Origin of the sequence: Streptomyces sp. NPDC001717, from assembly GCF_042892775.1 — a bacterium.
Lineage (GTDB): Bacteria > Actinomycetota > Actinomycetes > Streptomycetales > Streptomycetaceae > Streptomyces.
Genome location: NZ_JBIAUK010000003.1, coordinates 169,500 through 195,028 on the forward strand (window position 1 = coordinate 169,500; position 25,529 = coordinate 195,028).

Below are 25,529 nucleotides of genomic sequence, written 5' to 3' on the forward strand. Positions count from 1 at the left end.
CGTACGACGGACGCCCCGGGCCTTCGGGCCCGGGGCGTCGGCGTTTCCCGGGATCTTCGCCCGCCGCCCGAGGCTCGTCAGCGGCGCAGTCCGGGCGCCGGCTGCCCGAGCCCGGCGACGGCCAGTTCCGCGGGGCTGAGCGGGGGTGCCTGCGGTGCGCCGCGGTCCGAGGCGCGCAGGACGTGCCAGACGATCGCCGGAGTGAACCAGTGCGTGGGCGCGCTGCTCATGGTGATCACGTTGAACAGGGCCGCCGCGAGCGCCTCGTCGGTGGTGGCACCCCTCATCAGCCGGTCGACGTACCGGTCGATCGGGCCGGACCCGGCGGCCTCCTTCACCCCGGTGGAGGTGGCCCCGGGATACAGCATGTCCTGGGTGGTGGCGAGCTCCCAGGCGGTGCCCACCCGGGGGGCGATCGCGCGCTGCGCCGCACGGCCGAAGCCGGGGTGGTCCAGTCCCTTCCCGCGGAGCAGGGAGCGGACGGCCAGGATCCCCTGGGCGGCGACCGTCATGCCCTGCCCGTACAGCGGGTTGAAGGTGGCCACCGAGTCGCCGACGGCGAAGAAGCCGTCGGGCAGGGCGGCCTTCTCGAAGTAGATCCGGCGGTTGGCGGTCCCCTGGGTGACGGCGACGTCCGTCAGGGGCTTCCTGCCTTCGAGGAGTTCGCCGACGATCGGGTCCCTGACGCCCTTGGCGAAGGGGATGAACGCGTCGGGGTCCCCGGTGGGCTGGCCGCCGCGGGTCCCGGAGAGGGTGGCCTGCCACTGGCCGTTCTCGATGGGCACGACGGTGGCCGTCTGCCCGGGGACGGGCACCCGGGGGTCGGACTGCACGTTGACGATGGGGAAGCCCATCTCGTGGGCTCCGGCGGGGGCTTCGAAGATCCGGGTCGCGTAGACGAGACCGGAGTCGACCTCCGACTGCCGTATGCCGCTCACGCCCAGCGCGTCCAGCCAGGTCCGGGCGCGCGAGCCGCGCCCGCTCGCGTCGACCACGAGGTCGGCGGCCAGCAGCAGCCCCTCCTCCTCGGGGGTGTCGACCCGGACGCCGGTGACCCGGGACGCCGTACCCTCCAGGCCCCGGACCCGGCTCTGGAGGAGCGTGGTGACCCCCTTCAGGGCGGTGACCCGGGCGCGCACCACCGAGTCGAGGAGGTCGCGGCTGCAGGAGATGTTGAACTGCTTCTCCGGGACGCGGGGGATCCAGCCCTGCGCGGTCATGGTGACCAGATCGGTGGGCAGGCTGCGCCGGATGGCGCCCGCACGAGTCCAGTCGTCGGTGATGCCCGGCAGGATCTCCTCTATGGCACGGGCGCCGCCCGACCACAGGAGGTGGGTGTGCCTGCCCTGCGGGAGACCGCGCCGGGGCGCCGGGCCTTCGGGCAGCGGATCGGCGTCGATCACGGTGACCGCGGCGTGTTCGGCGAGGACGGCGGCCGCGAGCAGTCCGGCCAGGCTGCCGCCGATCACGACGGCGTGGCGGGGCGGGGAGGTACGGGTCATCGTGTCGCGCTCTCTGTCGGGCCGGTGGGTGACCCTCCACGCGCCGATTCTCCACAAGTCGACATAGCGCTCGTGTGGCCTGGGCCGGATGCAGCGTATCCGGCCGCACCCTGGCGAACCAGCGGCAACCCATTGGTTCTTGAGGTCCACGCGGGGTCGCGGTCGTCGCTCCGGCATGACCTCGGAGGTAATCGACCCGGCCGTGCCGGCGCGGCAAGGTTGGGGCATCGGGTTCCGGAGCTGCGCACTCAGAGCCGGAACCCGGTACCCCCAACCCGCCGTTCGACCTCGATGGAGGCTGATTCCCCATGTCCGCAACCCTGATCGGCACCCTCGCGCGCACCACCGAGCCGCAGACCGCGCTGCGCCGCTTCCTCGCCCTCGACTCCGTGGTCACCACCGGAAACGGGCTGGCGTACGTGGCCTTCTCCGCCCCGCTCGGGCGGCTCCTCGGGGTCGGGCAGGGGCTGCTGCTGGAACTGGGTCTCTTCCTGGCCGTCTTCGGCGCCGGGGTCGGCTGGCTCGCCTCGCGCCGTCGGCCGCACGCCTTCCCGGTCAGGTTCGTCATCGAGGCGAACTACGCCTGGGCCGTGCTCAGCCTGGTGTCCCTGCTCGTCTGGTTCACGCCCACCACCGCCGGCCTGGTGTGGATCCCGGCGCAGGCCCTCACCGTGGCCTCGTTCGCCCTGTTCCAGCAGCTCGCCCTGCGCTCAGTCGCCGAGTGAGCGCAGGTACTTCACCGTCGCCGGGTCGGCCGGGAGCATCGTCTCGATGGCCAGCTCGGCGACGGTCACGTCCATCGGCGTGTTGAAGGTCGCGATCGAGGAGACGAAGGACAGCAGGTGCCCGTCGTGTTCGATGACCAACGGCAGGGCGATGTAGGGGACGGCTTCCTCCGGTTCGGCGTCGCCCGGCCGCTCCGGCACGGGGTAGGCCGACACCTCCTCGTACAGCGCGCGCAGCGGTTCGGAGCGGGCCAGCGCGATCTGCCGCTCCATCTGGGCCAGCAGGTGGCCGCGCCATTCCTTCAGGTTGTGGATCCGCGGCGCCAGGCCCTCGGGATGCAGGGTGATCCGCATGGCGTTCAGCGGCGGAGTCAGCAGGTGCTCCGGCAGCCCCTCCATCAGCATCATGATGCCCCGGTTGGCGGCGATCACGTTGTACGTGGCGTCCACGACCAGCGCCGGATACGGCTCGTAGCCGGTCAGCAGCCGCTGCATGCCCTCGCGCAGCGTCTCCATCGACGGGTCGTCCAGGGCCGTCTGCGCGTAGTGCGGGGCGTACCCCGCCGCCAGGAGCAGCGCGTTGCGCTCCCGTACGGGCACGTCGAGGCGGTCGGCGAGCCTCAGGACCATCTCCTCGCTCGGCCGGGACCGTCCGGTCTCGATGAAGCTGATGTGCCGGGACGAGGAGTCGGCGCGGCCCGCCAGCTCCAGCTGACTGATTCCGCGCCGCTCCCGCCAGGTTCGGAGCAGGGCGCCGACCGTGGGTGTCATCGTGGTCATGTTCACGACGTTAGCCGAGAAGTTCGCCCCGAGTCGGGCCGGTTCAGCCCACGTCGAGGACGTTCCGCAGGCCGAGACGGTAGCGCCACAGGTCGTGCCGCTTGGCGGACTCGACCTCCGGAGCCCGGTACAGGGGCCGGATCGTGCACCGTGCGCTCGGGGAGCCGTCGCGGTCCAGGAGCGAGTTGACGGCCGCCCGGGCCGAGGCGTTCGCGCCCTCCATCGTCGCGAGGTCGATGTCCACCGCCACGTAGTCCCCGCTGAGGAAGAAGTTCGGTACGCGGGTGGCGGCGCTCGGCCGGTTGTGGAGGGTGCCGACCGGATGGATCAGCAGCTGGTCCTGGTTGGTGGGGTTGGGGGTGCCGAGCCCGTCCACCCCCGGATCCAGGTGCCAGGAGTGCAGCCTGGAGTCGCTGAGGAGGGTCTTGCCGGTGTCGTTGAGGGAGGCCTTCAGCTGGGCCCACACCTCGCGGGCCACCTCCTCGCGCGTGCACTGTTTGGCCGTCTTCCCGTACAGGATCCCGGGCTTGTCCCACTCCGAGATGTCCACCGACAGGCAGTCCACCGCCGACCCGTCGCCGTAGTCGGCGGGGAAGTCGCGCGAGGGCCAGTGCTCCGCCTGTTGGATCGCCGTCAACGACCAAGGGGAGTCGATGCAGTTGAGATGGCCGTGCACCAGCGCGGCGCGTTCGGTGAGGTAGAACTGGATGCCGGTCATCCAGTCGGTCTCCAGCTTGTCGCAGCGCCCCAGCATCGGGTCGGCCGCCCGCAGTTCGGCGCTCCAGGTGCGGCGGGCGTGCTCCACGGGCAGTGCGCTGACGTAGTGGTCGGCGGTGACGGTCCGCCGGGCGCCGTCCGGGCCCTCGACGACGACCCCGCTCACCCCGCCGCCCCCGTACCGGACCTCGCGCACGGTCCAGCCGATCCTGAACTCCACGCCGAGGGAACGCAGATGGGCCTCCCAGGGGTCGATCCACGCCTCGTTGGTCGGCAGGTTCAGGATCCGGTCCGGCGGGCCGTCGGCGCCGCGCCCCAGCAGGTTGAAGACGAAGGCCTCGCCGAGGGTGCCGACCGTACGGGTGGAGGCCTCCTCGGCCTTGGTCGCCACGATGTTGCGGGTGATGCCGACGGCGAGGATGCGCTGGTACTCGCTCGACATCTGCTCCGCGCGCACGAACTCCCACCAGGGGGTCCGCTCCCAGACGTCGCCCCGGCGCTCGTCGCAGCTGGTCAGGAAGACGAGCACGCGGTTCACGAAGTAGGCCGTCTCGTGCAGGGGCAGCCGGACCAGGGACTGCAGGATCCCGGTGAGGGCCCGGCGCAGCTCGTCGGGCGTGAGCTCGGCGGGGGAGTGCTCCGGCCACGGGATGGGCCCGCGCAGGTCCTCGCGGCCGCCCGACCGGGCGAACATCATCTCGCGCGGGGCGACGAGGTTGTCCCAGACGCCGTTCGCGTTCCCGGGGAAGGGGATGCGCCGCATGGTGTCGGGCAGGTTGTGGTAGATGCCGGGGATGAAGCGGAAGCCGTGCTCGGCGGGGAGCGGCCGGCGGCCACCGCGCGCGCTGTCCGGTACGTCCATGCTGCGGGCCTTGCCGCCGAGCGCCCGGCGCTCGTACACGGTGACGGCGTAGCCCCGCTCGGCGAGTTCGTGCGCGGCGGTCAGTCCGGCCACCCCGCCGCCCAGTACGGCGACCCTGCGGCCGGTGGCCGCCGCCCGGGCCGGGGAGGCCGTGGCGGCCGCCGCGGGAGTCGCGCCCGCGGCGGTGGACAGGGCCCCCGCGGTGGCCGCCGCGCCCGCGCCCGCGATGAACGTACGCCTGGAACTTCCTGTGCCGGTCATGTCGATGCCGCCCCTTCGTCCCGTGCCGCCGTATGGCTCTCGACACGACTGTTACCGGTGGTAACAGCTGTGTCGGCGCAGGAGCATATGGGGGGCGGGGCGGGCGGGGAAGGCGCAGGAGCACCCGAGCGCACTATGGCGCGAAAGGATTGCCCGGGCGTGCGCTGTGGGAACCTTGACTACACGTCACGGGGAAAAGGAGCCGGTGCATGCCGAGTGAGCCGCTGTCGCAGAAGGAGATCGAGGACCGGTTGCGGGAACTTCCCGGCTGGGCCTTCGAGGACGACCACATCCTCCGTACCTACCGGCTGGACACGCACTTCGCGGCGAGCGCCCTCGTCGCCCACATCGCCTCGGTGCAACAGGAGTTGAACCACCACTCCGACCTGACCCTCGGCTACAACACGGTCCGGCTCTCCGTGAACAGCCACGACGCCGGCGGCGTGGTGACGGCCACCGACTTCGCGCTCGCCGAGCGCGTGGAAGCCCTCGCCCCGGCACACGGCGCCAACTGATGACCACGCACATACCGGATCTGAAGCCGCTGCTCGACTACGACGCGGAGGCCGAACTCTACGACGCCACCCGCGGCGGCGCCCCGCGCGCCGAGGCCGCCGCCGCGGCGGTACTCGACCTGCTCCCCGCCGACACGCGCACGCTGCTCGACCTCGGCTGCGGCACCGGCATCGTCACCACCCGGCTGAAGCGCCCCGGCCTGCGCGTCCTGGGCGCGGACGCCTCCCACGGCATGGCCGGAGTCGCCCTGCGGCGCGGGGTGCCCGTGGCCCTCGCCGACGCGGCCAGGCTGCCCGTCCGCTCCGGCTCCCTCGACGCCGTCAGCGCGGTGTGGCTGCTGCACCTGCTGCGCGCCCCCGGCCTGGTGCCGGCCGTGATCGCCGAGGCCGCGCGGGTCCTGCGGCCCGGCGGGGTCTTCGTCACCACCGTGGACAAGGACTCCGCCCACGACGTGGGCAGCGACATCGACGCCGTCTTCGCCGCGCACCTGACCCCGACCCCGGCGGACTCCTCCGGGGAGGTCGAGGGCCACGCGGCGCGCGCGGGCCTGCGCCCCGCCGGAGAGGCCCTCTTCCGGGGCCACGGCCAGGGCCGCAGCCCCCGCGCCTCCGCCGAGGCACTGCTGGCGGGCCGGTACGCCTCACGCGTGGTCCCCCGCGGCATCACCGCGGCGGACCTCGCCGCCCGGCTGGAACTGCTGCCCGACCAGGACGTGCCGCGCGCGGAGCCGACGTACCGGCTGCGCAGTTTCGTACGACTCTGAGCCCGGTGGAACCGGGTCAGACGGGTTCCAGCCGCCACCACTGGGCCGGCGAGTCGGTGTCCTCGCCCTGACGGGCGCGGCCCTCCTCGTCGGCCTCCAGCAGCAGGTCGCTGATGCACGCCACCAACGAGACCACCCCCGGATCGTCCAGGTGCCGCTCGACGAGCCACTCCTGGGCGCCGAAGGCGTTGGCCCGCCACACCTGCACGCGGGCGCCGCTCTCCGTCGAGGCGTTCGCGACGTCCAGACGCCGCTCGTTGTCCTCGCTCACCACGTGGAAGACCCCGCCGCCCCTGTGCACCGGCGCGATCCGCCAGCGGCGGGCCGCCTCCGGAGCGGGCGGCCCGTCCGGACCCACCCGCACCCGGGAGGCGCCCTCCAGCTGGAGCACCAGCCCGCTCTCCACGTTGCGGATCCGGTACAGCCCCTCGGGAAGATTCACCCGACCGGCCTCACACGTCGAATTCGGCCGGGTCCGGACCGATCCGCCGGCCCGCCGGGCCCGCCCCCAGCGCCTCCAGCGCGGCGACGTCGCCGTCCTCCAGCTCGAAGCCGAAGACGTCCAGGTTCTCCCGAATGCGCGACGGGGTCACGGACTTCGGGATCACGATGTTCCCGAGCTGCAGGTGCCAGCGCAGCACGATCTGCGCGGCGCTGCGCCCGTACTTCTCGGCGAGCGCGGTCACGGCCGGCAGCGTGAGCAGCTCCTGGCCCTGGCCCAGCGGGGACCAGGCCTCGGTGGCGATCCCGCGCCGCGCGTGCTCGGCACGCAGCTCGGCCTGCGGGAACAGCGGGTGCAGCTCGATCTGGTTCACCGCCGGGACCAGCGGGCTCTCGGCGGCGAGCCGTTCCAGGTCCTCGGCGCGGAAGTTCGACACGCCGACGGCCTTGGCGCGGCCGCTCGCGGCGATCTCCTCGAAGGTCTTCCAGATGGTGACGAAGTCGTCGCGCATCGGGCGCGGCCAGTGGATCAGGTACAGGTCCAGGTGGTCGAGGCCCAGCCGGGTGAGGGACTCGTCGAAGGCGCGCAGCACCGCGTCCCGGTCCCACGTCTGCGAAGGCCCGTTCCACAGCTTGGTGGTGACGAACAGCTCCTCGCGCGGGATCCCGGAAGCGGCGATGCCCTTGCCCGTGCCGGCCTCGTTGCCGTAGATGGAGGCGGTGTCGACGCTGCGGTAGCCCGCCTCCAGCGCGGTGCCGACGGCCCGCTCCGCCTCCGCGTCCGCGACCTGCCAGACGCCGTAACCGAGCTGGGGCATGAGCGTGCCGTTGTTGAGCTTGATGGTGGGGACCTGGTTCACGTGTCCTGATTCCTCGCGTTGGCGGTACGTCCTCGTACGAGGGGCGACAACCGGCCCTCCATACGACGTATTCCCCCCCACCCCGCCCGGGCCCGCCCCACCACCCGGTCGGGTCACCGAGTCCCCAGGTAGGCCTCCCGCACGGACGGATCGGCCCGCACCTCGGCCGGGGTGCCCTCCGCGAGCACCGAGCCGAGGTCCAGTACGACCACACGAGCGCAGAGGTCCATCACGAAGGCCACGTTGTGCTCGACCAGCAGCACCGCGCAGCCCTCCTCCTCGGCCAGCCTCCGCACCACCCGCGCGAGCTGCTCCCGCTCGGGCGCCGACATGCCCGACGCCGGTTCGTCCAGCAGGAGCACGCGCGGCGGATCGGCCACCGCGCGGGCCAGCTCCACCATCCGGGCCTGCCCGACCGGCAGACCGCCGGCGTACGAGGCGCCGAGCGCGCCGATCCCGCAGTCCGCCAGCACCCGCTCGCCGCGGGCCCGGCGCTCGCGCTCCCGGCGGCGCCGGGAGGGAGCGGCCAGCAGATCGGCGGCCGGCCCGCCCCCGCCGCCCCGCCACTCCTGCGCGACCAGCACGTTGTCGGCCACGCTGAGCTGCCCGAAGAGCTGCTGTCGCTGGAAGGTCCGGCGCATGCCGTGCCGGGCCCGCCAGACGGGGGAGCGGCGGGTGATGTCGGCCCCGTCGAGGAGCAGCCTGCCCTGGTCGGGGCGTCGGATGCCGGACAGGACGTCGAACAGGGTGGTCTTCCCGGCCCCGTTCGGCCCGATCAGCCCGCACACCTCGCCCGCCCGGATCCCGAGGTCCACCCCGGCCAGGGCCTTGACCCCGCCGAAGCGCACGCCGACGCCGCGGGCCCGGAGCACGTATCCGTCGCTGTCGCCGTTCATGTCCCCATCCCCAGGTAGGCCTCGGCGAGCCGGTCCGCCTCCACCTCGGTGCGCGGACCGCACCAGGAGACCCGGCCCTGCGAGAGGTAGGCCACGGTGTCGGCGATCCCGAGGATCTCGGCGGCCTTCTCCTCCACCAGCAGCAGTGCCGTACCGGCGTCGCGGAGCTCGGCGAGCAGCGCGTACACCTCGTCCACGACGCGGGGAGCGAGGCCGAGCGAGGGCTCGTCGGCGATGAGCACCCGTGGTGGCCGCTGCAACAGCGGCGCCAGCGCCAGCATCTGCTGCTCCCCGCCGGACAGCGCCCCGGCGGGCACCCCGCGCCGCTCGCCGAGCCGCGGGAAGCGGTCGTACACGGCGGCGCGGGCGTCCGGCTCCCGGAGGTACAGGGCCAGGTTCTCCTCGATGCTGAGCGCGGGGAAGATCCCCCGGCCCTCGGGGGCGAGGAGCACGCCGGCGCGGGCCCGGAGCACGGGGCCGTCGCGGGTGGCGTCGCGGCCGTCCGCGTACACCGTGCCCGTGGTGACGGGCAGGGCGCCGGCCGCCACCCGGCAGGCGGTGCTCTTGCCGGCCCCGTTGGGCCCCAGCACGGCGAGGATCTCCCCGGCCCGGACGCTCAGGTCCACCCCGTGGAGCGCCAGCCCCCCGTCATACCCGGCCGTGACGCCGCGCAGCTCCAGGGCGGGGCTGGTGTCCCCTGCGGGGGGCTTGTCCCCCACCCCGCCCCTTCCCGAACTGGGGCTCCGCCCCAGACCCCGCTCCTCAATCGCCGGAGGGGCTTGATCGTGGCTGCTGTCGTCCGCCAGGCGCAGCCGGTTTGCCCGCAGGGCACCCCCAGACTCGACGGAGGCAGATCCAGCCTCGCCGGCGTTTGAGGCGCGGGGGTCCGGGGGCGGAGCCCCCGTCGGGGCGGAGCCCCGGGGCGGGGGTCCGGGGGCGGAGCCCACGGTTTCGGGAAGGGGCGGGGTGGGGGAGAGCCCCGCAGGGACCAGGGCGGCCGCCCGACGCTTCGCCAGCCGCACCGGGACCGCCGCGCAGTACCCGTCGGGATCATTGGCGAGGGCCAGCCCAGCGAGGCCGAACAGGATCACCGGTAGGTGCGCCGACGAGGTCACGTAATCCGCCAGCACCCGCGGAGCAACGGCGAAGACCAGCCCCGCCACCACCGCGTACACCGGCCGCCGAACCCCCGCCGCCACCACCACCGCGAGCCACACCAGCCCCGTCATCGCCGTGAAGTCCGTCGCCGTGATCCTGGTGTTGTACGAGGCGTACAGGACGCCCCCGAAGCCCGCCAACCCCGCCGACAGCGTGAACAGCAGCAGCTTCGTGCGCAGGACGGACACCCCCGAGGCCGCCGCCGCCGCGGGGGCCGAGCGGACCGCCAGCATGGCCCGCCCCGACGGGGAGTTCCGCAGAGCGCTCAGCCCCGCCGCCACCAGCGCGACCAGTACCACCAGGGCCACCCCCAGCGCCCGGTCGTCCGACAGGTCCACCGGACCGAACACCGGCCGCGGGATCGACCAGCCCGAGTCGCCGTTGCGCAGCCACCGCAGCTGGAACAGCACCTGGTCCGCGAGGAACGCCAGGGCGAGCGTGGCCAGTGCCAGCGACCTGCCGCCGAGCCGCAGCGCCGGCAGCGCGACCAGGGCGCCCAGCAGCGCGGCCACGCACGTGCCGACCGCCAGCGCCGCCGCGAACGGCCAGCCCCGGCTCATCAGCAGCCCGGCCACCAGCGCGGCCGCCGTCACGAACGTGCCCTGCGCGAGCGAGACCATCGCCCCGAGCCCGGTCACCACGGTGAAGGACATGAACACGAGCCCGATGGCCAGTCCCTGCGCCAGCAGCCCGCTCCAGAACGGCGTGGTGACGGTGTAGAACGCCACGCAGAGCAGCCCCGCGCCCACCGCCCACACCCCCCACCGGCGCCCCCACGAGGCACCGGCGAGGTGGTCCACCGGCGGCGGGTCCACGGCCGCGACCCCCGCCGCCCGCGCCCGGCGGGTGAGCACCAGCAGCCCGCCGAAGAGGATGAGGAAGGGCACGGCCGTCCGGAAGCCGGTGATGGACTCGGTGAAGGAGGCGTACCCGGCGACCAGGTTCTGCAGGACGCCCAGCCCGAGTCCGCCGGCGAAGGCGAGCGGCACGGACGCGAACCGCCCGATGACCGCGGCCGTCGCCGACACGAAGAGGAAGAGCGTGAAGTCGTGCGCGGACAGCCCCAGCAGCGGGGTGGCCAGCACGCCCGCCAGCCCGGCCAGCCCCGACGCGATCATCCACGCCACCGACGACAGCCGGTCGGCACTGATCCCGCGCAGCTCGGTCAGCGAGCGGTTGTCGACGGCCGCCCGCAAGCGCAGTCCCAGCCTGGTGTGCCGCATCAGCACCCACAGGACCACCGCCACCACCGCCGTCACCGTCCAGGTGATCAGCTGGTCGGAGTCGACGCCGACCCCGTCGGCGAGCTGCCAGGACGTCGCGGGGCTCGGACCCACCCCCGGCAGCCCGAACTGGTTCTCGGCGGGCTTCACGGGCGCGCCCGCGTCGGAGAGCAGCTCCACCGCCCACAGCCCGGCGGCGGGCAGGGCCACCAGCAGTCCGATGGTGGCCACGATCTGCGCCGTCTCGCCGACCCGCGCGAGCCGTCGGAACATCAGCCGGTCCAGCGCCCATCCGAGGCCGGGGGCCAGTACGAACACCACCAGCAGCGCCGAGGGCACTGCGGGCAGGCCCAGGCCCGAGTGCACCTCGTAGAAGGTCAGGGCGCACAGGTAGGCGGTGGCCCCGTGCGCGAAGTTGAAGAGCCCCGACGCCGAGTACGACAGCACCAGCCCCGTGGCGAGCAGGGCGTACAGGGCCCCGGAGACCAGGCCGGTCAGTACGAAGACGAGCAGATCACCCATGGCCTTGCCCCCGCCCCTACTTGAAGGGGACGGGCTCGTGGCACTTGAACGGCACGGAGACCTCGTACGCGCCGTTCTTCAGCTGTACGAGCGCTCCGCAGCCGAAGCTGTCCTTCTGGCCCTTGGGCTCGACCCGGTCGCCGACGAGCGTGCCCTTGTCGGAGAAGCCCTGCGCGGCGGCCTGGAAGGATTCGACGGTCAGGTCCTTGCCGGCCTTCTTCGCGATGGACACGAACAGGTCGGCCGACATGTAGCCGGTCAGCATGTGCATGTTGAGCGGCACGTCCTGACCGCCCGCCGCGGCCTTGATGTCGGCCTTGAACTGCGCCATCTGCGGGTCGGTCGACTCGAACGGCTGGAACTGGAGCAGGACGTGCACCCCGTCGAGGGCCTGCTTGGTGGCGTCCTTGGCGAGCAGACCGGGGTCGTAGTCGGTCGGGTCGGACAGCACGCCCTTGTACCCGGCGCGCTTGAGGGCGGTGAACAGCCCGATGTTGTTGGGGGTCTGCATGACGGAGACGACGGCGTCCGGCGCCTTGCCGCCCTCGCCCTCCAGGATGTCCTTCACGTACGCCGACCAGTCGCTCGGCACGGCCGTCGAGGGCACGGAGGCCTTGGCGTAGGAGACCTTGAACCCGGCGCCGGCGAAGCCCTGCTGGAAGGTGCGGATGCCGAACTTCCCGGCGTCGCTGTCGTTGGCGATGATCGCGACCGACTTGCCCTGGGCGCCGCCGAGGATCTGGCCGATCCCCTCGGGCCAGGTCTGGTTGAGGGTGCCGCCGGGGGAGGGGACCAGGCAGCCGTTGAACCCGTAGATGTACTTGGGCCCGCAGAAGGAGGGCAGGGTGCCCCAGCCGAAGGTGGGGACCTTCTCCTGCTCCAGGAAGTCCGCGCCGGAGAAGGTCACCGAGCTCATGGGCGCGACGGCGAAGACCTTGTCCTGCTGGACGAGTTTGCGGGCGGCGCCGAGGTTCTTCGCCGGGTCCTGTCCGTCGTCCTCCGCCCCGAGGTACTCGATCTTGCGGCCGTTGACCCCGCCCTCGGCGTTGGCTCTCATGTAGCGGGCCTTGGCGCCGAGGTCGGTGTCCTTCTTGCTGTAGCCGCTGGCACTGGTCATCGACACGATGCCGCCGACCTTGATCGACTCTGCGGTCACCCCGCGGCGGTCACCGGCGGCGCCGCTGGACCCGCCCTTGTCGTTGCCGTTGGTGGAGGCGGAATTGCAGGCGGATACGAGCGCGAGGGCCGCTGCCGCGGCGGCCAGGGTGCGGATCGGACGCAACATGTCGGGGATCCCCTCCGGTCGGAATCCCCGCATTCTGTGCGTGACCTGACGGTCCGTCAATATCAATCACAAGGTGAAGTGACGAACCGTCAGGTGGGGTTACAGGCCCCGTGAGGAATGGTGGCGAGGCAGGTCAGGACTCGTAGAGCGCCGCGACTTCCTTCGCGTACGCCTTCTCGATCGCCCGCCGCTTGAGCTTCAACGAGGGCGTCAGCAGCCCCCGCTCCTCCGTGAACTGCCCGGCCAGCACCCGGAAGGTGCGGATCGCCTCCGCCTGGGAGACCAGGGTGTTCGCGGCGACCACCGCCCGCCGGACCTCCGCCGTCAGCTCCGCGTCGCGCACCAGCTCGTCCGCCGGCCGCTGCGGCCGGCCGCGCATCGACAGCCAGTGCGCGATCCCCTCCATGTCCAGGGTGACCAGGGCGGCGATGTACGGCCGGTCGTTGCCCACGAGCACGCACTGCGAGACCAGCGGGTGGGAACGGACCCGCTCCTCCAGCGCGGTCGGTGCCACGCTCTTGCCGTTGGAGGTCACCAGGATCTCCTTCTTGCGCCCGGTGATCGTGAGGTAGCCGTCCCCGTCCAGACGACCCAGGTCCCCCGTGGCCAGCCAGCCGCCGCGCAGCACCTCCTCCGTCGCCTTGGGATCGCCCAGGTACCCGGAGAAGACGTGCCCGCCGTGCAGCCAGATCTCACCGTCGTCCGCGATGTGCACGGTGCTGCCCGGGATCGGCCGGCCGACCGTGCCGTACTTCGTCGCACCGGGGGGATTCGCGGTGGCCGCCGCGCACGACTCCGTCAGGCCGTACCCCTCGAAAACCGTGATCCCCGCGCCGTCGAAGAAGAGCCCGAGGCGGCGCGACATCGCCGACCCGCCCGACATGGCGTGCCGCACCCGGCCGCCCAGCGCCTCGCGGACCTTCCCGTAGACGAGCTTCTCGAAGAGCTGGTGCTCCATCCGCAGCCCGGCCGACGGGCCGGGCCCGGTGCCGAAGGCCTTCTGCTCGCGCGCCTCCGCGTACCGCACGGCCGTTTCCACCGCCCGGTCGAAGGGCCCCGTGCGGCCCTCCGCCTCCGCCTTGCGGCGGGCCGCCGCGAAGACCTTCTCGAAGACGTACGGAACCCCGAGCACGAACGTCGGCCGGAACGCCGCCAGGTCCGGCAGCAGTTCGGCCGCCGCCAGCACCGGCTGGTGCCCCAGCTTGACCCGCGCCCGGACCGCGGCCACCTCCACCATCCGCCCGAAGACGTGCGCCAGCGGAAGGAAGAGCAGCGTCGACGGCTGCTCGCCCTGCCTGGCCTGGAACACGGACTCCCAGCGACTGACCAGCGTGTCGGTCTCGTACATGAAGTTCGCGTGCGTGAGCACGCACCCCTTGGGCCGGCCCGTGGTCCCGGAGGTGTAGATGACGGTGGCGGTCGCATCGGGGGTGACCGCGCGGCGGTGCCGGTGCACCACGTCCTCGGCGACCCCGGCCCCGTCCGCGACGAGTTCCCCGACCGCGCCGGCGTCGAGCTGCCAGAGCCTGCGGAGCATGGGGAGCCCGTCGATGACCGAGCCCACCGTCATCGCCTGGTCCTCGTTCTCCACGACGCAGGCCGTGCACGCGGAGTCGTACAGGATCCACTGCACCTGCTCGGCGGAGGCCGTCGGATAGACGGGGACGGGCTGGGCGCCGACCGCCCACAACGCGAAGTCGAAGAGCGTCCACTCGTACCGGGTACGGGACATGATCGCGACCCGGTCCCCGAACCGCACCCCTTGCGCCAACAGTCCCTTGGCGAGCGCCAGCACTTCGGCGGCCAGCTCCCCGGACGTCACGTCCTGCCAGTTGCCGCCGGTCTTGCGGCCCAGGACCACTCGGTCGGGCTCCTGCCGCGCGTACTGGAACACGACGTCCGCCAGCCCGCCGACGGGCGTGCCCGTGACGACGGGTGGGACGCTGATCTCCTTCAAGCCCCCGCTCCTCTCCGCGCGCCGCGGTGAACGTACCGCTCGGTACAACGGAGGTTGATCACCTCGCGGATACCTCCACAAGACCTCCCCAGACCTGCGGTTACCGCTGCGCGGGGGGTTCTTCCCCCACCCCGCCCCTTCCCGAAACCGGGGCCCCGCCCCCGGGCCCCGCTCCCGGGGGCGGAGCCCCCACGCGGCGGAGCCACATGTTCGGTACGGAGGGGAGGGGCGGGGCGGGGGGAAGGCCCCGTGCAGCGGTGGGCGCGGAGGCGACCGTCAGGCCGGGCGGCTCAGACGGTCGCCTCCGGCGAGGACGGCCGCCGCCAACGCCTCCGCGGCAGCAGAGGCCCGCGCCCCGCGCAGCAGCGCGAAGTCCACCGGCCCGAGCTCCGGCAGCCCGCCGACCCGCACCAGCCCGGGCGGGATCAGCCCCCGCGTGTGGGCCATCACGCCCAGACCGGCCCGGGCCGCCGCGATCAGTCCGCTCAGGCTGCCGCTCGTGCACGCGATCCGCCACGCCCGCCCCTCCCGCTCCAGCACCTCCATCGCTCGGGCCCGGGTGATCCCCGGCGGCGGGAACACGATCAGCGGGACCGGCCGCTCGGGGTCCACCCGCAGCCCCTCCGCCCCGATCCACACCATCCGGTCCCGCCACACGAGCCGCCCCCGCTCGTCCCCGGGCCCGCGCCGCTTGGCCAGCACCAGGTCGAGGCGCCCGGCGTCCAGCCGCTCGTGGAGGGTGCCCGAGAGCTCCACCGACAGCTCCAGGTCGACTTCGGGGTGCTCGTGCCGGAAGCCCTCCAGGATCTCCGGCAGTCGGGTCAGCACGAAGTCCTCCGAGGCCCCGAAGCGCAGCCGCCCCCGCAGTCGCGTCCCGGTGAAGAAGGCCGCGGCCCGCTCGTGGGCCTCCAGGATGGTGCGCGCGAAGCCGAGCATCGCCTCGCCGTCCTCGGTCAGCTCCACGCTGTGCGTGTCCCGGACGAACAGGGGTCGGCCCGTCGCCTCCTCCAGCCGCCGCACGTGCTGACTGACGGTGGACTGCCGCACGCCGAGCCGTCCGGCGGCCTGCGTGAAGCTCAGCGTCTGGGCCACGGTGAGGAAGGTGCGCAACTGGACGGGGTCGTACATACCGCCCAGGCTACGCCGGTCATCACGCTCCACGATGGCAGTGAGCACGGTGTACGGGTTTCCCGATCACCGCTCACCCCCGGAGGATGGAGGCGGGCATCCGCGCGCGCGGACCTGCCGGCCCGGGCGCCCGGCGTGCGGCGCCATCCGAAGCGGCGCCCACCCCGGCACCGCCCACCGGGCAGGGCGCCCGCGCCCACCTGCCCGCCCCGCCCCGCGCCCCCAAGGCAACGGCACCCGCCCCCGACCCCGCCCCGCCGCAAGGCGCCGGCACCCGCCCCGACAGCAAAAGGCACCGCACATGCGCCGCCCGCACCTCCCCGCCTGGCTGCCCCTGGATGCGTACATCCTGGCCCTCCTCGGCACCGTCGGCCTCGCCGCCCTGTTCCCCGCGCGCGGAACGGCCGCCACCGTCGCCGAGGGAGCCTCCACCGCCGCCGTGGCCCTGCTCTTCTTCCTCTACGGCGCCCGCCTCTCCACCCGAGAGGCCCTGGACGGACTGCGTCACTGGCGGCTGCACCTCACCGTGCTCGCCTGCACCTTCGTCCTCTTCCCCCTCCTCGGCCTGGCGGCCCGCGGCCTCGTCCCCACCCTGCTCACGCCCCCGCTCTACAGCGGCCTGCTCTTCCTCTGCCTGGTCCCCTCGACCATCCAGTCCTCCATCGCCTTCACCTCGATCGCCCGGGGCAACGTCCCCGCCGCTATCTGTGCCGGCTCCTTCTCCAGCCTCGCCGGGATCGTGCTCACCCCGGCTCCTGGCCGCCGGCCTGCTCGGCGGGGACGCGGGCGGTTTCTCCCCGGACTCCCTCGTCAAGATCGTCCTCCAGCTTCTGCTGCCCTTCCTCCTCGGCCAGGCGCTGCGCCCCTGGGTCGGCGGGTTCCTCGTACGCAACAAGAAGGTGCTCGGCTACGTCGACCGCGGCTCGATCCTGCTCGTCGTCTACGCGGCCTTCAGCGCGGGCATGGCCGCCGGGATCTGGCACCAGGTCAGCCTCCCGCGCCTCGGCGCCCTGATGGCGGTGGAAGCCGTACTCCTCGCCGTGATGCTCCTCGTCACCTGGTACGGGGCCGCGCGGCTCGGGTTCGGCCGCGCGGACCGCGTCGCCATCCAGTTCGCCGGGTCGAAGAAGAGCCTCGCCGCCGGACTCCCCATGGCCAGCGTCCTGTTCGGTGCCCAGGCGAGCCTCGCGGTGCTCCCGCTGATGCTCTTCCACCAGATGCAGCTGATGGTGTGCGCCGTCCTCGCCCGCCGCCGCGCCCAGGACCCGGAGGAGCCCGGCTCCGGCGCCGACCGTGTGGCGGAGGTCTCCCTCCCGTCCGGACAGCGCACGGGCCAGGCCCGATAACGTTCGGTGGTGACCTGGATACGCCCGCTCGCCGCCCATGCCGAACGCCCCTGCACCCTGGTCGTCTGCCGCGGCTGCTGCTGCGGCGACCCCGGCAAGAACCCCGGTACCGACCACGCCGGACAGCTCGCCAGGCTGCGCGAGGCCGCCGCGGCCTCCGGGGGCCGGCTGGCCGTCCGCACGAGCGACTGCCTCGGCCCCTGCGCCCAGGCCAACGTCATCGTGGTCCAGCCCACCAGCGAGGCCCGTCGCCGCGGGGCGCGCGCGGCCTGGTTCGGCTGGGCCCTGGACGACACCGCCACCGACGAGATCATCGCCTGGGCCGAATCCGGGGGCCCCGGCACCGCCCCGGTCCCGGCCACCCTGGACCTCCACCGCATCGAGCCCCCGGAGCCGGCCCCGGCCCCGAACTCCACCCGCCGCGGCCGGCGCGGCCGCCGCTGAGACGGGCCTTCGGGGCCTGTCTCTCGGATCAGGCCCTACCGGACGATCCGCTCGTCGCCCGCGTAGATGTTCATGTCCGGTCCCCGCAGGAACCCGACGAGCGTCATGCCCGACTCCAGCGCCAGGTCCACGGCGAGGGAAGACGGCGCGGAGACCGCCGCGAGGACCGGTATGCCCGCCATCACGGCCTTCTGGACCAGCTCGAAGGAGGCCCGGCCCGACACCAGCAGGACCGCCCCCGCCAGGGGGAGCCGTCCGGCCTGAAGGGCCCGGCCGATTATCTTGTCCACCGCGTTGTGCCGGCCCACGTCCTCCCGCAGGTCCAGCAACTCGCCCCGCGCCGTGAACAGCCCGGCCGCGTGCAGCCCGCCCGTGCGGTCGAAGACCTTCTGGGCGGCGCGCAGCTCGTCCGGGAGCCCGGCGAGGACCTCCACCGGCACCCGGACCGGATCGGCAGCGGCCCCCGGGAACCGGGTCGCGGTACGGACGGCGTCCAGGCTCGCCTTACCGCACAGGCCGCAGGAGGAGGTGGTGTAGACGTTCCGCTCCAGCGTGATGTCCGGCACCGCGACCCCGGCGGCCAGCTGCACGTTGACCACGTTGTAGGTGTTGGAGCCGTCCTCGGTCGCACCCTCGCAGTAGGTGACGGCCTGGACGTCCGAGGCCGCCCCCAGCACGCCCTCGCTCACGAGGAAACCCACCGCCAGCGCGAAGTCGTCACCCGGCGTCCGCATGGTGATGGCCAGCGGCTTTCCGTTCAGGCGGATCTCCAGGGGCTCCTCGGCCACCAGCGTGTCCGGGCGCACACCCGCCACTCCGCCCCGGATCCGGACGACGCGACGGCGCTCGGTGACCCGTCCCATGGTGATCAGTCCAACCTTCTGTTCCTCGTCCGCAACCGACGGACTCATTGTCCCGGTTCCGCTTCGGGCGCGGCTCCCGGCAGGTGGATCCTCGGGAATCTCCAAAATGCAGCCCCGGAATCCTGTCGGGTCACACGCACACGTACCCATCAGTAGCAGGCAAAGCTGGGTGATCCTGACTTCCGTACGTAGGGGGGACCCCGCCCATGACCGGTTCACGAGTGGTGGCGCTAGGGCACTACCAGCCCGCGAAAGTGCTCACCAACGAGGACCTCGCGGCCATGGTCGACACCACCGACGAGTGGATCCGTTCCCGCGTCGGCATCCGCACCCGCCACGTCGCGGGCCCGGAAGAGCCCGTCGACGAGCTGGCCTTCCAGGCCGCGGGCAAGGCACTGGCCGGCGCCGGCCTGACCCCGGACGACATCGACCTCGTCCTCGTCGCCACCTCCACCGCGATCGACCGCTCGCCCAACATGGCCGCCCGTGTGGCCGCCAAGCTGGGCATGGGCGGCGGCCCCGCCGTGATGGACATCAACGTCGTCTGCTCGGGCTTCACCCACGCCCTGGCCACCGCCGACCACGCCATCCGGGCCGGCTCCGCCACCCGCGCGCTGGTGATCGGGGCGGACAAGATGACCGAGATCACCGACTGGAGCGACCGCACCACCTGCGTGCTCACCGGCGACGGCGCCGGCGCGGCCGTCGTCGAGGCCTGCGACGAGCCCGGCATCGGCCCCGTGCTGTGGGGCTCCGTCCCGGAGATGGGCAACGCCGTCCGCATCGAGGGCTCGCCGCCGGTCTTCGCGCAGGAGGGCCAGTCCGTCTACCGCTGGACCACCAGCCAGCTCCCGCCGCTCGCCCGCAAGGTCTGCGAGAAGGCCGGGATCCTGCCGGAGGACCTGGCCGCGGTCGTCCTGCACCAGGCCAACCTGCGGATCATCGAGCCCCTCGCCGCCAAGATCGGGGCCGTCAACGCCGTCGTCGCCCGCGACGTCGTCGACTCCGGCAACACCTCGGCCGGCAGCATCCCGATGGCCCTGTCCAAGCTGGTCCAGCGCGGAGAGATCCCCTCCGGAGCCCCCGTCCTCCTCTTCGGCTTCGGCGGCAACCTCTCCTACGCGGGCCAGGTCATCCGCTGCCCCTGATCCCGGACGTCCGTACGGCGCGCCCCTCCACGGCCAGCGCGCCGACGAGCACCAGTACGAGCGCCACCAGCTGCCACGCGCCGCCCAGCCGCATCCCGGCGGCGGCCGTGGCCAGGACCGGTACGACGGCCCCGGCGCGGAAGCGGACGGGCCGTATGCCGAGCACCAACCGGAAGGCGACGTCCCCGGCCAGGTAGCAGGCCACCCCGCCCGCGAGGGCGAAGGCCGGGCCCGCGGCGAGGTGCTCCCCGAGGTGCCCGATGCTCTTCTTCACACCCGCCGAGAAGCCGGCGATGCCCAGCAGCATCGGAATGAACGCGTAGTAGTACGCGCGCAGCGCCAACTTGAAACGGCCCTCCGGCGGCGTCCCCGCGAACACCTCTTCGGCCCGGCCCTCGTCGCGCACGAAGTACATCCACCACAGGGCCGCCCCGACGGCGAGCGTCAGGAACGCGCCCGTGACGATCCCGAGGGTCGGCGGCACCGAACCGACACCGATGCCGATCGCGATCACGGACTCGCCGAACACGATGATCAGCAGCAGCCCGTGCCGCTCCACGAAGTGCGGGGCGCTGATCGCACCGTGCCGGTCCCCGTCCCCGTCCTCGGCCCCCGGCCCCCTGGCGGCCAGTCGGCGCACGATGAAGGCCGTCACGAACTGGAGTACCAGCGCCTGCACCCACAGCCCCCACGCGACCGGCCCGTCGAACAGCCCGGCCGCCGTGACCGACAGCGCGGACAGCGCGTTCGGCAGCGCGAACCAGACCACCCCGCGCCCGTGGGCCTCCGTGAACAGCGCGGCGTGCACCAGCACGACCATCAGATAGCCCAGCCCGAAGGCCACACCACCGTCCCCGAACGCGGTCGGCACGGCCAGCGCGCAGACCAGGAACGCCCCCATGGCCAGCAGGAGCAGCACCCTGCGCACGGGCCGGTCCGGCGGTACCTGGTTGGTCAGGTAGGCGTAGCCCCCGTACATCCAGAACAACACCGTGAAGATCAGCAGCACCTGGCCCGCGCTCCGCAGGCCGATGTCGTCCGCCAGCAGCACCGTCAGCTGGGTGATCGTGAAGACGAAGACGAGGTCGAAGAAGAGCTCCAACGTACTGACGCGGTGCTCGGTTTGCTGCTCGCTTCGGTGCTCGGTTTCCATGCGCGGCTCCCCCCGGATGTGTGCGCCCACATCCGACCGCCCGGGGCACCCCGCTGTCCACCCGATCTCGGCATCCGGGAGCCGCTCTCCGCATGCCCGCAGGTCAGCACGGCGTGGCGGAACACGGGCCGCGCGGATAAGTGGTCCGAGCCCCCTCAATCCTTTGCTATTGTTGTCCATGTCGCCGCGGGAAACCGGGGCGGTCACCTGGTCCGGGTGGCGGAATGGCAGACGCGCTAGCTTGAGGTGCTAGTGCCCTTTATCGGGCGTGGGGGTTCAAGTCCCCCCTCGGACACAAAAAGAAGAACCCCACTCCGGTGGGGTTCTTCTGCGTTTGCGGACGGTTCTCCCGTCCGGGTACGTCCCTCAGGTGCGCAGCACCACCAGACCGCCCGGTGTCGTCAGGCTCCCCGGGGCGACCGGGGTGAAGGTGTGGGGGAGGGCCAGGTCGGGCCCGCCGGTCGCGGCGGCGTCGAAGAGGTACGCCGCGCCGGCTTCGGAGTCACTGACCAGGTGGGGGCCGTCGGCCGGAGCGGAGGCGCCCGTCAGCGGGGTCCGGAACAGCCGCCGCAGATGGCGCAGGGTCTCCGCGGTGACCGGGGCCTTCGCCTGCCGGGGCGGCGCCGGGCCCGGATCCCCGGAAGTCGCGGGGGCGTCCGGCGGGATCGCCCCCGACAGGAGGAGCGCCAACAGGACCGGGACGGCCTTGCGGCGAAGGGCTTCGGTGGCCGGGCGCAGCCGATGGGCGTGGGTCGCGGGCAGGGAGAGCGCGAGGCTCCCGGCGGCGTCGCCGGTGGCGATCGGGACAGCCGAGCAGACGACCCCCGGAGCGTATTCGCGCAGGTCGAAGACGGGCGCACCGGGAGCGACCGCGTCCAGGGCGGTGAACAGGGCCCGGCTGTCGGTGATCGTCCGCGCGGTGAGCCGGGCCGGCCGGTGGCGGGCCACGTGGTCGGCCCGCCGGTCGTGGTCGAGCTGGGTCAGCAGACACTTGCCGACCGCGCTGGCGTGCGCGGCGTCCCGGAAGTCCACCCACTCCCGCACCGGCGGGGCCCCCGGCCCGTCCGCCATCTGCGTGATGCGGACCTCGCCCCCGGCGTAGCGGCTCAGGTAGACGGCGGCGCCCGCGCTGTCCCGGGCCAGGGCCAGGGTCCGCTGGAGCTGGCCCGCCAGGCCGTGGCCGCCGGGAGCCGCGAGCCGGTCGAGGGCGGGCCCGCGCCCGTACACCCCCGCGCCGGGCCGGTACGCGTACTCCTCCTCGCACAGCATGGACAGCAGTCGGCGCAGCTCGGCCTCGGCCAGACCGGTCTCCCGCCCCAGCTGGGCGGTCCGCACACCGAGCGGATGCCGTTCGAGGACCCGTACGACGGCCAGCGCGCGCCGTGCCTCCGCCAGGGCCTCGCCGGCCCCCGCCTGGACCACCGTGCTGCGCGCGGCGGCCGTCAGCGCCGGGTGGCGCAGCGGACCGACGGCCGACCGGGAGGCGGCCGGAGCCGCGGCCCCGGCGGGCTCCGTCACCGTGACGAGGGGCACCGGCAGCAGCGGCCGGAATGCGGCCAGCACCCCCGACAGCCCGGGCTTCGGCAGCGGCACCGGCCCCAGATCGGGGTCGTCGAGCTGCTCCACGTACCGCAGTACGGCGGCCTGCGCGCACAGCCGCACCTCCCGCAGGTCCCGGCGGCCGCCCGGCCGGAAGCCCCGCCGGCCCAGCTCGCGCGCCCAGTGCCGGGCGTCGTGGTGCTCGCCGCGCCGGGAGTGGTCGAGGAAGAGGCAGTAGGCGGCGGCCGTGGTCCGCGCGCTGCCCCAGCCGGCGGCGAACTGCCACCAGAAGAGGGCGCCCTCGCGCAGCCCCGCCAGGTGCAGCACGCAGCCGAAGACGGTGGCACCGGCCAGGTCGGTGCGCCCGCCCATGACGAAGGAGTCCAGCTGCCGGGCGGCCTTGGGCGCGCACACGGCGGCCAGACAGGCGGCCTTGAGGTCGCGCCGGGCCCGTTCGGCGTCCAGCGGACAGTCCCGCGTGGGGTCGCTCCACCCGAAGGCGGCGCGGCGCCGGGCGCGGTGTCCGGGGACGGGGGTGTGCGGGGTGGCGCGCAGCAGCCGGGCCTCGGCCGCGCCGAGGTCGTAGTGCGGGTAGCGGTCCCGGACGCCCGCCCGGGCCAGGAAGCGGGCCAGGGCGCGGGTGGCCTCGTCGCCGCCCCGCCCGTCGCGTGGGTCCCGCCCGTCGCGTGGGTCCCGCCCGTCGCGTGGGTCCCGCGCGTTCCGCGGGTCGTGAGGGTCCTGGGGGTCCTGCCGTTCGTTTCGCTTCATGATCCGGCTGATTCCGCGGAGTCGGCGCCGGCGGGACGGCCGGCCGGATCCGCTGACGTGTCGAGCAGGCGGGCGAGCCGCCGGTGGGCCTGCCCGAGGTAGGAGCGGACGGTGGCCTCGTCCACGCCCATCACGGAGGCGGCCTCGCCGGGCGAGCACCGCAGGCCGTACCGCAGGAGCACGGCGTCGCGCTGGCGCTCGGCCAGCCGGGAGACCGCGGAGTAGAAGCGGATGGTGTCGGTCAGCACCTCGTACCGATCGGCCTGCGCCTCCTTGAGCGCCGCCTCGAAGGCGCTGATGTCCATCGGCTCCGGACGCCGCCGCCAGGGGTTGAGGAGGTGCTGCCGGCCGACTATGCACTGTTTGAGGACGGTCCAGGCGTAGGCGTCGAGGCGGTCCATGTGGAGCATCCGGAGCCACTCGCCCATGATCGAGTCGAAGGCGGCGTCCACCGCTTCCTCCGCCGCCGCGTCCGATCCCAGCTGCAGGTACGCGAAACGCATGTACGCGGGCCGCCTGTTCGCGTGGAACGCCCAGTACGAGACGCGCGCAGCCGGATCCCACTGGCTCATGGGTGTCGGCCGTCGCCGTCGGCTCGGCAGTCCCACGGCCCCACCGGACTCCTCCGGTCCGCCATCGCTCACCGTTCCACCTCATCCCCTGTGCGGGAACAGGAAATCAGCGCGGGCGCACTCAGGGGGCGCAGAGCGGAAACCTGGAAATATTACGTTCGGTGATGATCGTGTCGTGATCGAAGTCGATCGCGCGGGTGCTCCGCGGGACGCTTGCGCACATGCCCCTCACTCGTCCCTGCCCGTCGCCGGGGACCCGGCCGCCTGTAGCATGGGCCCCCTATCCGGATCGTCACGTCACGTAGCACCGCACGTACCGTACAAATGAAATGGAGCATCCGAGGATGGCTCGACACCTGGTCACCAGCGCGCTTCCCTACATCAACGGGATCAAGCACCTGGGCAACATGGTCGGGTCGATGCTTCCGGCGGATGTGTACTCCCGGTACCTCCGCCAGCGCGGCCACGACGTCCTGTACATCTGCGCCACCGACGAGCACGGCACCCCGGCCGAGCTCGCCGCCAAGGAGGCCGGCCTCTCGGTCGCCGAGTTCTGCGCGCAGGCCCACGACGCCCAGAAGGCGGTCTACGACGGCTTCGAGCTGTCCTTCGACTACTTCGGCCGCAGCTCCTCCGCGCAGAACCGCGAGATCACCCAGCACTTCGCGCGCAGGCTCCAGGAGAACGGCTTCATCGAGGAGCGCGCGATCCGGCAGGTCTACTCGCCGGTCGACGGCCGCTTCCTGCCGGACCGCTACGTCGAGGGCACCTGCCCGCACTGCGGCTACGACAAGGCCCGCGGCGACCAGTGCGAGAACTGCACCCGCGTCCTGGACCCCACGGACCTGATCGAGCCCCGCTCGGCCATCTCCGGCTCCACCGAGCTCGAGGTCCGCGAGACCAAGCACCTCTTCCTGCTGCAGTCCAAGCTCCAGCACGAGGTCGAGGCATGGGTCTCGGAGCACGAGGAGGAGTGGCCGCAGCTCGCCTCCTCCATCGCCCGCAAGTGGCTGACCGAGGGCCTGCACGACCGCGCCATCACCCGCGACCTCGACTGGGGCGTCCCGGTCCCGGCCGACACCTGGCCGGAGCTCGCCGCCGAGGGCAAGGTCTTCTACGTGTGGTTCGACGCGCCGATCGAGTACATCGGCTCGACGAAGGAGTGGGCCGACCTCGACCCGGCCGGCCGCGACTACAAGTCGTGGTGGTACGAGGCCGAGGACGTCCGCTACACCCAGTTCATGGCCAAGGACAACGTCCCGTTCCACACGGTGATGTTCCCCGCCACCGAGCTGGCCACCCGCGAGCCGTGGAAGAAGGTCGACTACGTCAAGGCCTTCAACTGGCTGACGTACTACGGCGGCAAGTTCTCCACCTCGCAGAAGCGCGGCGTCTTCACCGACCAGGCGCTGGAGATCCTGCCCGCCGACTTCTGGCGCTACTTCCTCATCGCCAACGCGCCCGAGTCCGACGACTCGTCCTTCACGTGGGAGCACTTCGCCGCCACGGTCAACAAGGACCTCGGCGGCACCCTCGGCAACTTCGTCAACCGCGTGCTCACCTTCTCCCGAAAGAAGTTCGGCGACGAGGTCCCCGCCGGCAGCCCGGCGGGCGAGGCGGAGGCGAAGCTCGGCGAGCAGATCGCCGAGCTGCTGGCCGAGTACGAGGGCCACATGGATGCGCTCCAGTACCGCAAGGCCGCGGCCGCGCTGCGCGCCCTGTGGTCGGCGGGCAACGCGTACCTGGACGAGAAGGCCCCCTGGCTGGAGGTCAAGACCGACCTGGAGGCCGCCGCGCTCACCCTGCGCACCGCGATGAACCTCATCCACCTGTACTCGGTGGTCTCCGAGCCCTTCATCCCGGCCTCGGCCCGCGCCATGCGCTCTTCCTTCGCACTGGCCGACGACACCGCCACCTGGATCACCCCGGAGCAGGCCAAGGCCCTGGACGCGGTCCCGGCCGGAACCCCGTTCACGGTGCCGCCGGTGCTCTTCGCACGGGTGACCGAGGAGGACCTGGAGTCCTACCGCGAGCGGTTCGGCGGCTCCCCGGAGGCCTGAGCCCCCGGCGCACGCACGACGCACCGCGCAAGCGTGAGGG

General features: G+C 72.9%; 19 protein-coding genes, 1 tRNA gene and 2 pseudogenes. 8 read left to right on the top strand and 14 right to left on the bottom strand.

Annotated features, from left to right (window positions below; translation table 11 throughout):
* Nucleotides 1-77: 77 nt before the first annotated feature.
* Nucleotides 78-1,502: an NAD(P)/FAD-dependent oxidoreductase gene (locus tag ACFYZL_RS08120; protein WP_388677147.1), complete on the bottom strand. Its 1,425-nt coding sequence runs from the start codon at nt 1,500-1,502 to the stop codon at nt 78-80.
* Between the two features lie 308 nt (nt 1,503-1,810).
* Between ACFYZL_RS08120 and ACFYZL_RS08125 the strand changes: the two genes are divergently transcribed.
* Nucleotides 1,811-2,227: a hypothetical protein gene (locus ACFYZL_RS08125; protein ID WP_388677150.1), complete on the top strand. Its 417-nt coding sequence runs from the start codon at nt 1,811-1,813 to the stop codon at nt 2,225-2,227.
* On the opposite strand, the gene ACFYZL_RS08130 is transcribed toward ACFYZL_RS08125, so the two are convergent.
* Together ACFYZL_RS08130 and ACFYZL_RS08135 are read right to left on the bottom strand one after the other, a co-directional pair.
* A complete protein-coding gene (locus ACFYZL_RS08130; protein ID WP_384751528.1) occupies nt 2,213-3,007 on the bottom strand; it encodes a helix-turn-helix domain-containing protein in 795 nt (264 codons plus the stop codon). The genes ACFYZL_RS08125 and ACFYZL_RS08130 overlap by 15 nt on opposite strands.
* A gap of 43 nt (nt 3,008-3,050) precedes the next feature.
* Complete coding sequence (locus tag ACFYZL_RS08135; RefSeq protein WP_384751531.1) at nt 3,051-4,847, bottom strand: FAD-dependent oxidoreductase; 1,797 nt, start codon at nt 4,845-4,847, stop codon at nt 3,051-3,053.
* A 209-nt stretch (nt 4,848-5,056) separates the two neighbouring features.
* Between ACFYZL_RS08135 and ACFYZL_RS08140 the strand changes: the two genes are divergently transcribed.
* Complete coding sequence (locus ACFYZL_RS08140) at nt 5,057-5,362, top strand: 4a-hydroxytetrahydrobiopterin dehydratase (protein ID WP_384735172.1); 306 nt, start codon at nt 5,057-5,059, stop codon at nt 5,360-5,362.
* Nucleotides 5,363-5,391: 29 nt separating this feature from the next.
* On the top strand, nt 5,392-6,126 hold the full coding sequence (locus ACFYZL_RS08145) for a class I SAM-dependent methyltransferase (protein ID WP_388677608.1): 735 nt from the start codon (nt 5,392-5,394) through the stop codon (nt 6,124-6,126).
* A gap of 16 nt (nt 6,127-6,142) precedes the next feature.
* Here the strand turns inward: ACFYZL_RS08145 and ACFYZL_RS08150 are convergent, their stop codons facing one another.
* The 7 genes from ACFYZL_RS08150 to ACFYZL_RS08180 form a co-directional block, all read right to left on the bottom strand.
* Nucleotides 6,143-6,568 carry an RICIN domain-containing protein gene (locus ACFYZL_RS08150; protein ID WP_384751533.1) on the bottom strand — a complete coding sequence of 142 codons (426 nt, stop codon included), beginning with the start codon at nt 6,566-6,568 and terminating at the stop codon, nt 6,143-6,145.
* A 10-nt stretch (nt 6,569-6,578) separates the two neighbouring features.
* Nucleotides 6,579-7,427, bottom strand: a complete 849-nt coding sequence (locus tag ACFYZL_RS08155) for an aldo/keto reductase (protein WP_384751536.1) — start codon at nt 7,425-7,427, stop codon at nt 6,579-6,581.
* Nucleotides 7,428-7,540: 113 nt separating this feature from the next.
* Complete coding sequence (locus tag ACFYZL_RS08160) at nt 7,541-8,323, bottom strand: ABC transporter ATP-binding protein (protein WP_388677156.1); 783 nt, start codon at nt 8,321-8,323, stop codon at nt 7,541-7,543.
* The gene (locus ACFYZL_RS08165; protein ID WP_388677159.1) at nt 8,320-11,226 is read right to left on the bottom strand and encodes an ATP-binding cassette domain-containing protein; all 2,907 of its coding nucleotides are present in this window, start codon (nt 11,224-11,226) and stop codon (nt 8,320-8,322) included. The genes ACFYZL_RS08160 and ACFYZL_RS08165 overlap by 4 nt, the downstream gene beginning before the upstream one ends.
* A 16-nt stretch (nt 11,227-11,242) precedes the next feature.
* On the bottom strand, nt 11,243-12,511 hold the full coding sequence (locus ACFYZL_RS08170) for an ABC transporter substrate-binding protein (protein ID WP_384751546.1): 1,269 nt from the start codon (nt 12,509-12,511) through the stop codon (nt 11,243-11,245).
* A 133-nt stretch (nt 12,512-12,644) separates the two neighbouring features.
* Nucleotides 12,645-14,468, bottom strand: a complete 1,824-nt coding sequence (locus ACFYZL_RS08175) for an AMP-dependent synthetase/ligase (RefSeq protein ID WP_388677163.1) — start codon at nt 14,466-14,468, stop codon at nt 12,645-12,647.
* Between the two features lie 276 nt (nt 14,469-14,744).
* Entirely contained in the window at nt 14,745-15,596 is an 852-nt protein-coding gene (locus tag ACFYZL_RS08180; RefSeq protein ID WP_384751552.1) for a LysR family transcriptional regulator, read from the bottom strand.
* Nucleotides 15,597-15,897: 301 nt separating this feature from the next.
* On the opposite strand from ACFYZL_RS08180, the pseudogene ACFYZL_RS08185 reads away from it, so the two are divergent.
* Together ACFYZL_RS08185 and ACFYZL_RS08190 are read left to right on the top strand one after the other, a co-directional pair.
* A pseudogene (locus ACFYZL_RS08185) lies at nt 15,898-16,942 on the top strand (bile acid:sodium symporter family protein).
* A gap of 9 nt (nt 16,943-16,951) precedes the next feature.
* A complete protein-coding gene (locus tag ACFYZL_RS08190) occupies nt 16,952-17,386 on the top strand; it encodes a (2Fe-2S) ferredoxin domain-containing protein (protein ID WP_384751557.1) in 435 nt (144 codons plus the stop codon).
* A gap of 35 nt (nt 17,387-17,421) precedes the next feature.
* On the opposite strand, the gene fdhD is transcribed toward ACFYZL_RS08190, so the two are convergent.
* Nucleotides 17,422-18,249 (bottom strand): formate dehydrogenase accessory sulfurtransferase FdhD, encoded by an 828-nt coding sequence (fdhD, locus tag ACFYZL_RS08195; RefSeq protein ID WP_384751560.1) that lies wholly within the window; start codon nt 18,247-18,249, stop codon nt 17,422-17,424.
* A 206-nt stretch (nt 18,250-18,455) separates the two neighbouring features.
* Between fdhD and ACFYZL_RS08200 the strand changes: the two genes are divergently transcribed.
* The gene (locus tag ACFYZL_RS08200; RefSeq protein ID WP_384751563.1) at nt 18,456-19,397 is read left to right on the top strand and encodes a beta-ketoacyl-ACP synthase III; all 942 of its coding nucleotides are present in this window, start codon (nt 18,456-18,458) and stop codon (nt 19,395-19,397) included.
* On the opposite strand, the gene ACFYZL_RS08205 is transcribed toward ACFYZL_RS08200, so the two are convergent.
* Nucleotides 19,381-20,550, bottom strand: a complete 1,170-nt coding sequence (locus ACFYZL_RS08205; RefSeq protein ID WP_388677169.1) for a low temperature requirement protein A — start codon at nt 20,548-20,550, stop codon at nt 19,381-19,383. The genes ACFYZL_RS08200 and ACFYZL_RS08205 overlap by 17 nt on opposite strands.
* A gap of 210 nt (nt 20,551-20,760) precedes the next feature.
* Here ACFYZL_RS08205 and ACFYZL_RS08210 point away from each other — a divergent pair.
* Nucleotides 20,761-20,845 (top strand) — tRNA-Leu (locus ACFYZL_RS08210).
* A gap of 380 nt (nt 20,846-21,225) precedes the next feature.
* On the opposite strand, the pseudogene ACFYZL_RS08215 reads toward ACFYZL_RS08210, so the two are convergent.
* Together ACFYZL_RS08215 and ACFYZL_RS08220 are read right to left on the bottom strand one after the other, a co-directional pair.
* Nucleotides 21,226-21,972, bottom strand: a pseudogene (locus ACFYZL_RS08215) (IclR family transcriptional regulator C-terminal domain-containing protein); the annotation flags it as partial.
* Nucleotides 21,973-22,853: 881 nt separating this feature from the next.
* On the bottom strand, nt 22,854-23,429 hold the full coding sequence (locus tag ACFYZL_RS08220) for a sigma factor-like helix-turn-helix DNA-binding protein (RefSeq protein ID WP_388677172.1): 576 nt from the start codon (nt 23,427-23,429) through the stop codon (nt 22,854-22,856).
* A 344-nt stretch (nt 23,430-23,773) separates the two neighbouring features.
* Here ACFYZL_RS08220 and metG point away from each other — a divergent pair, with 344 nt between their 5' ends.
* The gene (gene metG, locus ACFYZL_RS08225) at nt 23,774-25,489 is read left to right on the top strand and encodes a methionine--tRNA ligase (RefSeq protein WP_384751571.1); all 1,716 of its coding nucleotides are present in this window, start codon (nt 23,774-23,776) and stop codon (nt 25,487-25,489) included.
* The last annotated feature ends 40 nt before the right edge of the window (nt 25,490-25,529 follow it).

Excerpts from the sequence above, each read along its gene's own strand:
- ACFYZL_RS08120 (WP_388677147.1), bottom strand. The coding sequence starts at position 1,502 with ATGACCCGTACCTCCCCGCCCCGCCACGCCGTCGTGATCGGCGGCAGC.
- ACFYZL_RS08125 (WP_388677150.1), top strand. The coding sequence starts at position 1,811 with ATGTCCGCAACCCTGATCGGCACCCTCGCGCGCACCACCGAGCCGCAG.
- ACFYZL_RS08130 (WP_384751528.1), bottom strand. The coding sequence starts at position 3,007 with ATGACCACGATGACACCCACGGTCGGCGCCCTGCTCCGAACCTGGCGG.
- ACFYZL_RS08135 (WP_384751531.1), bottom strand. The coding sequence starts at position 4,847 with ATGACCGGCACAGGAAGTTCCAGGCGTACGTTCATCGCGGGCGCGGGC.
- ACFYZL_RS08140 (WP_384735172.1), top strand. The coding sequence starts at position 5,057 with ATGCCGAGTGAGCCGCTGTCGCAGAAGGAGATCGAGGACCGGTTGCGG.
- ACFYZL_RS08160 (WP_388677156.1), bottom strand. The coding sequence starts at position 8,323 with ATGAACGGCGACAGCGACGGATACGTGCTCCGGGCCCGCGGCGTCGGC.
- ACFYZL_RS08165 (WP_388677159.1), bottom strand. The coding sequence starts at position 11,226 with ATGGGTGATCTGCTCGTCTTCGTACTGACCGGCCTGGTCTCCGGGGCC.
- ACFYZL_RS08170 (WP_384751546.1), bottom strand. The coding sequence starts at position 12,511 with ATGTTGCGTCCGATCCGCACCCTGGCCGCCGCGGCAGCGGCCCTCGCG.
- ACFYZL_RS08180 (WP_384751552.1), bottom strand. The coding sequence starts at position 15,596 with ATGTACGACCCCGTCCAGTTGCGCACCTTCCTCACCGTGGCCCAGACG.
- fdhD (WP_384751560.1), bottom strand. The coding sequence starts at position 18,249 with ATGGGACGGGTCACCGAGCGCCGTCGCGTCGTCCGGATCCGGGGCGGA.
- ACFYZL_RS08200 (WP_384751563.1), top strand. The coding sequence starts at position 18,456 with ATGACCGGTTCACGAGTGGTGGCGCTAGGGCACTACCAGCCCGCGAAA.
- ACFYZL_RS08205 (WP_388677169.1), bottom strand. The coding sequence starts at position 20,550 with ATGGAAACCGAGCACCGAAGCGAGCAGCAAACCGAGCACCGCGTCAGT.
- ACFYZL_RS08220 (WP_388677172.1), bottom strand. The coding sequence starts at position 23,429 with ATGAGCCAGTGGGATCCGGCTGCGCGCGTCTCGTACTGGGCGTTCCAC.
- metG (WP_384751571.1), top strand. The coding sequence starts at position 23,774 with ATGGCTCGACACCTGGTCACCAGCGCGCTTCCCTACATCAACGGGATC.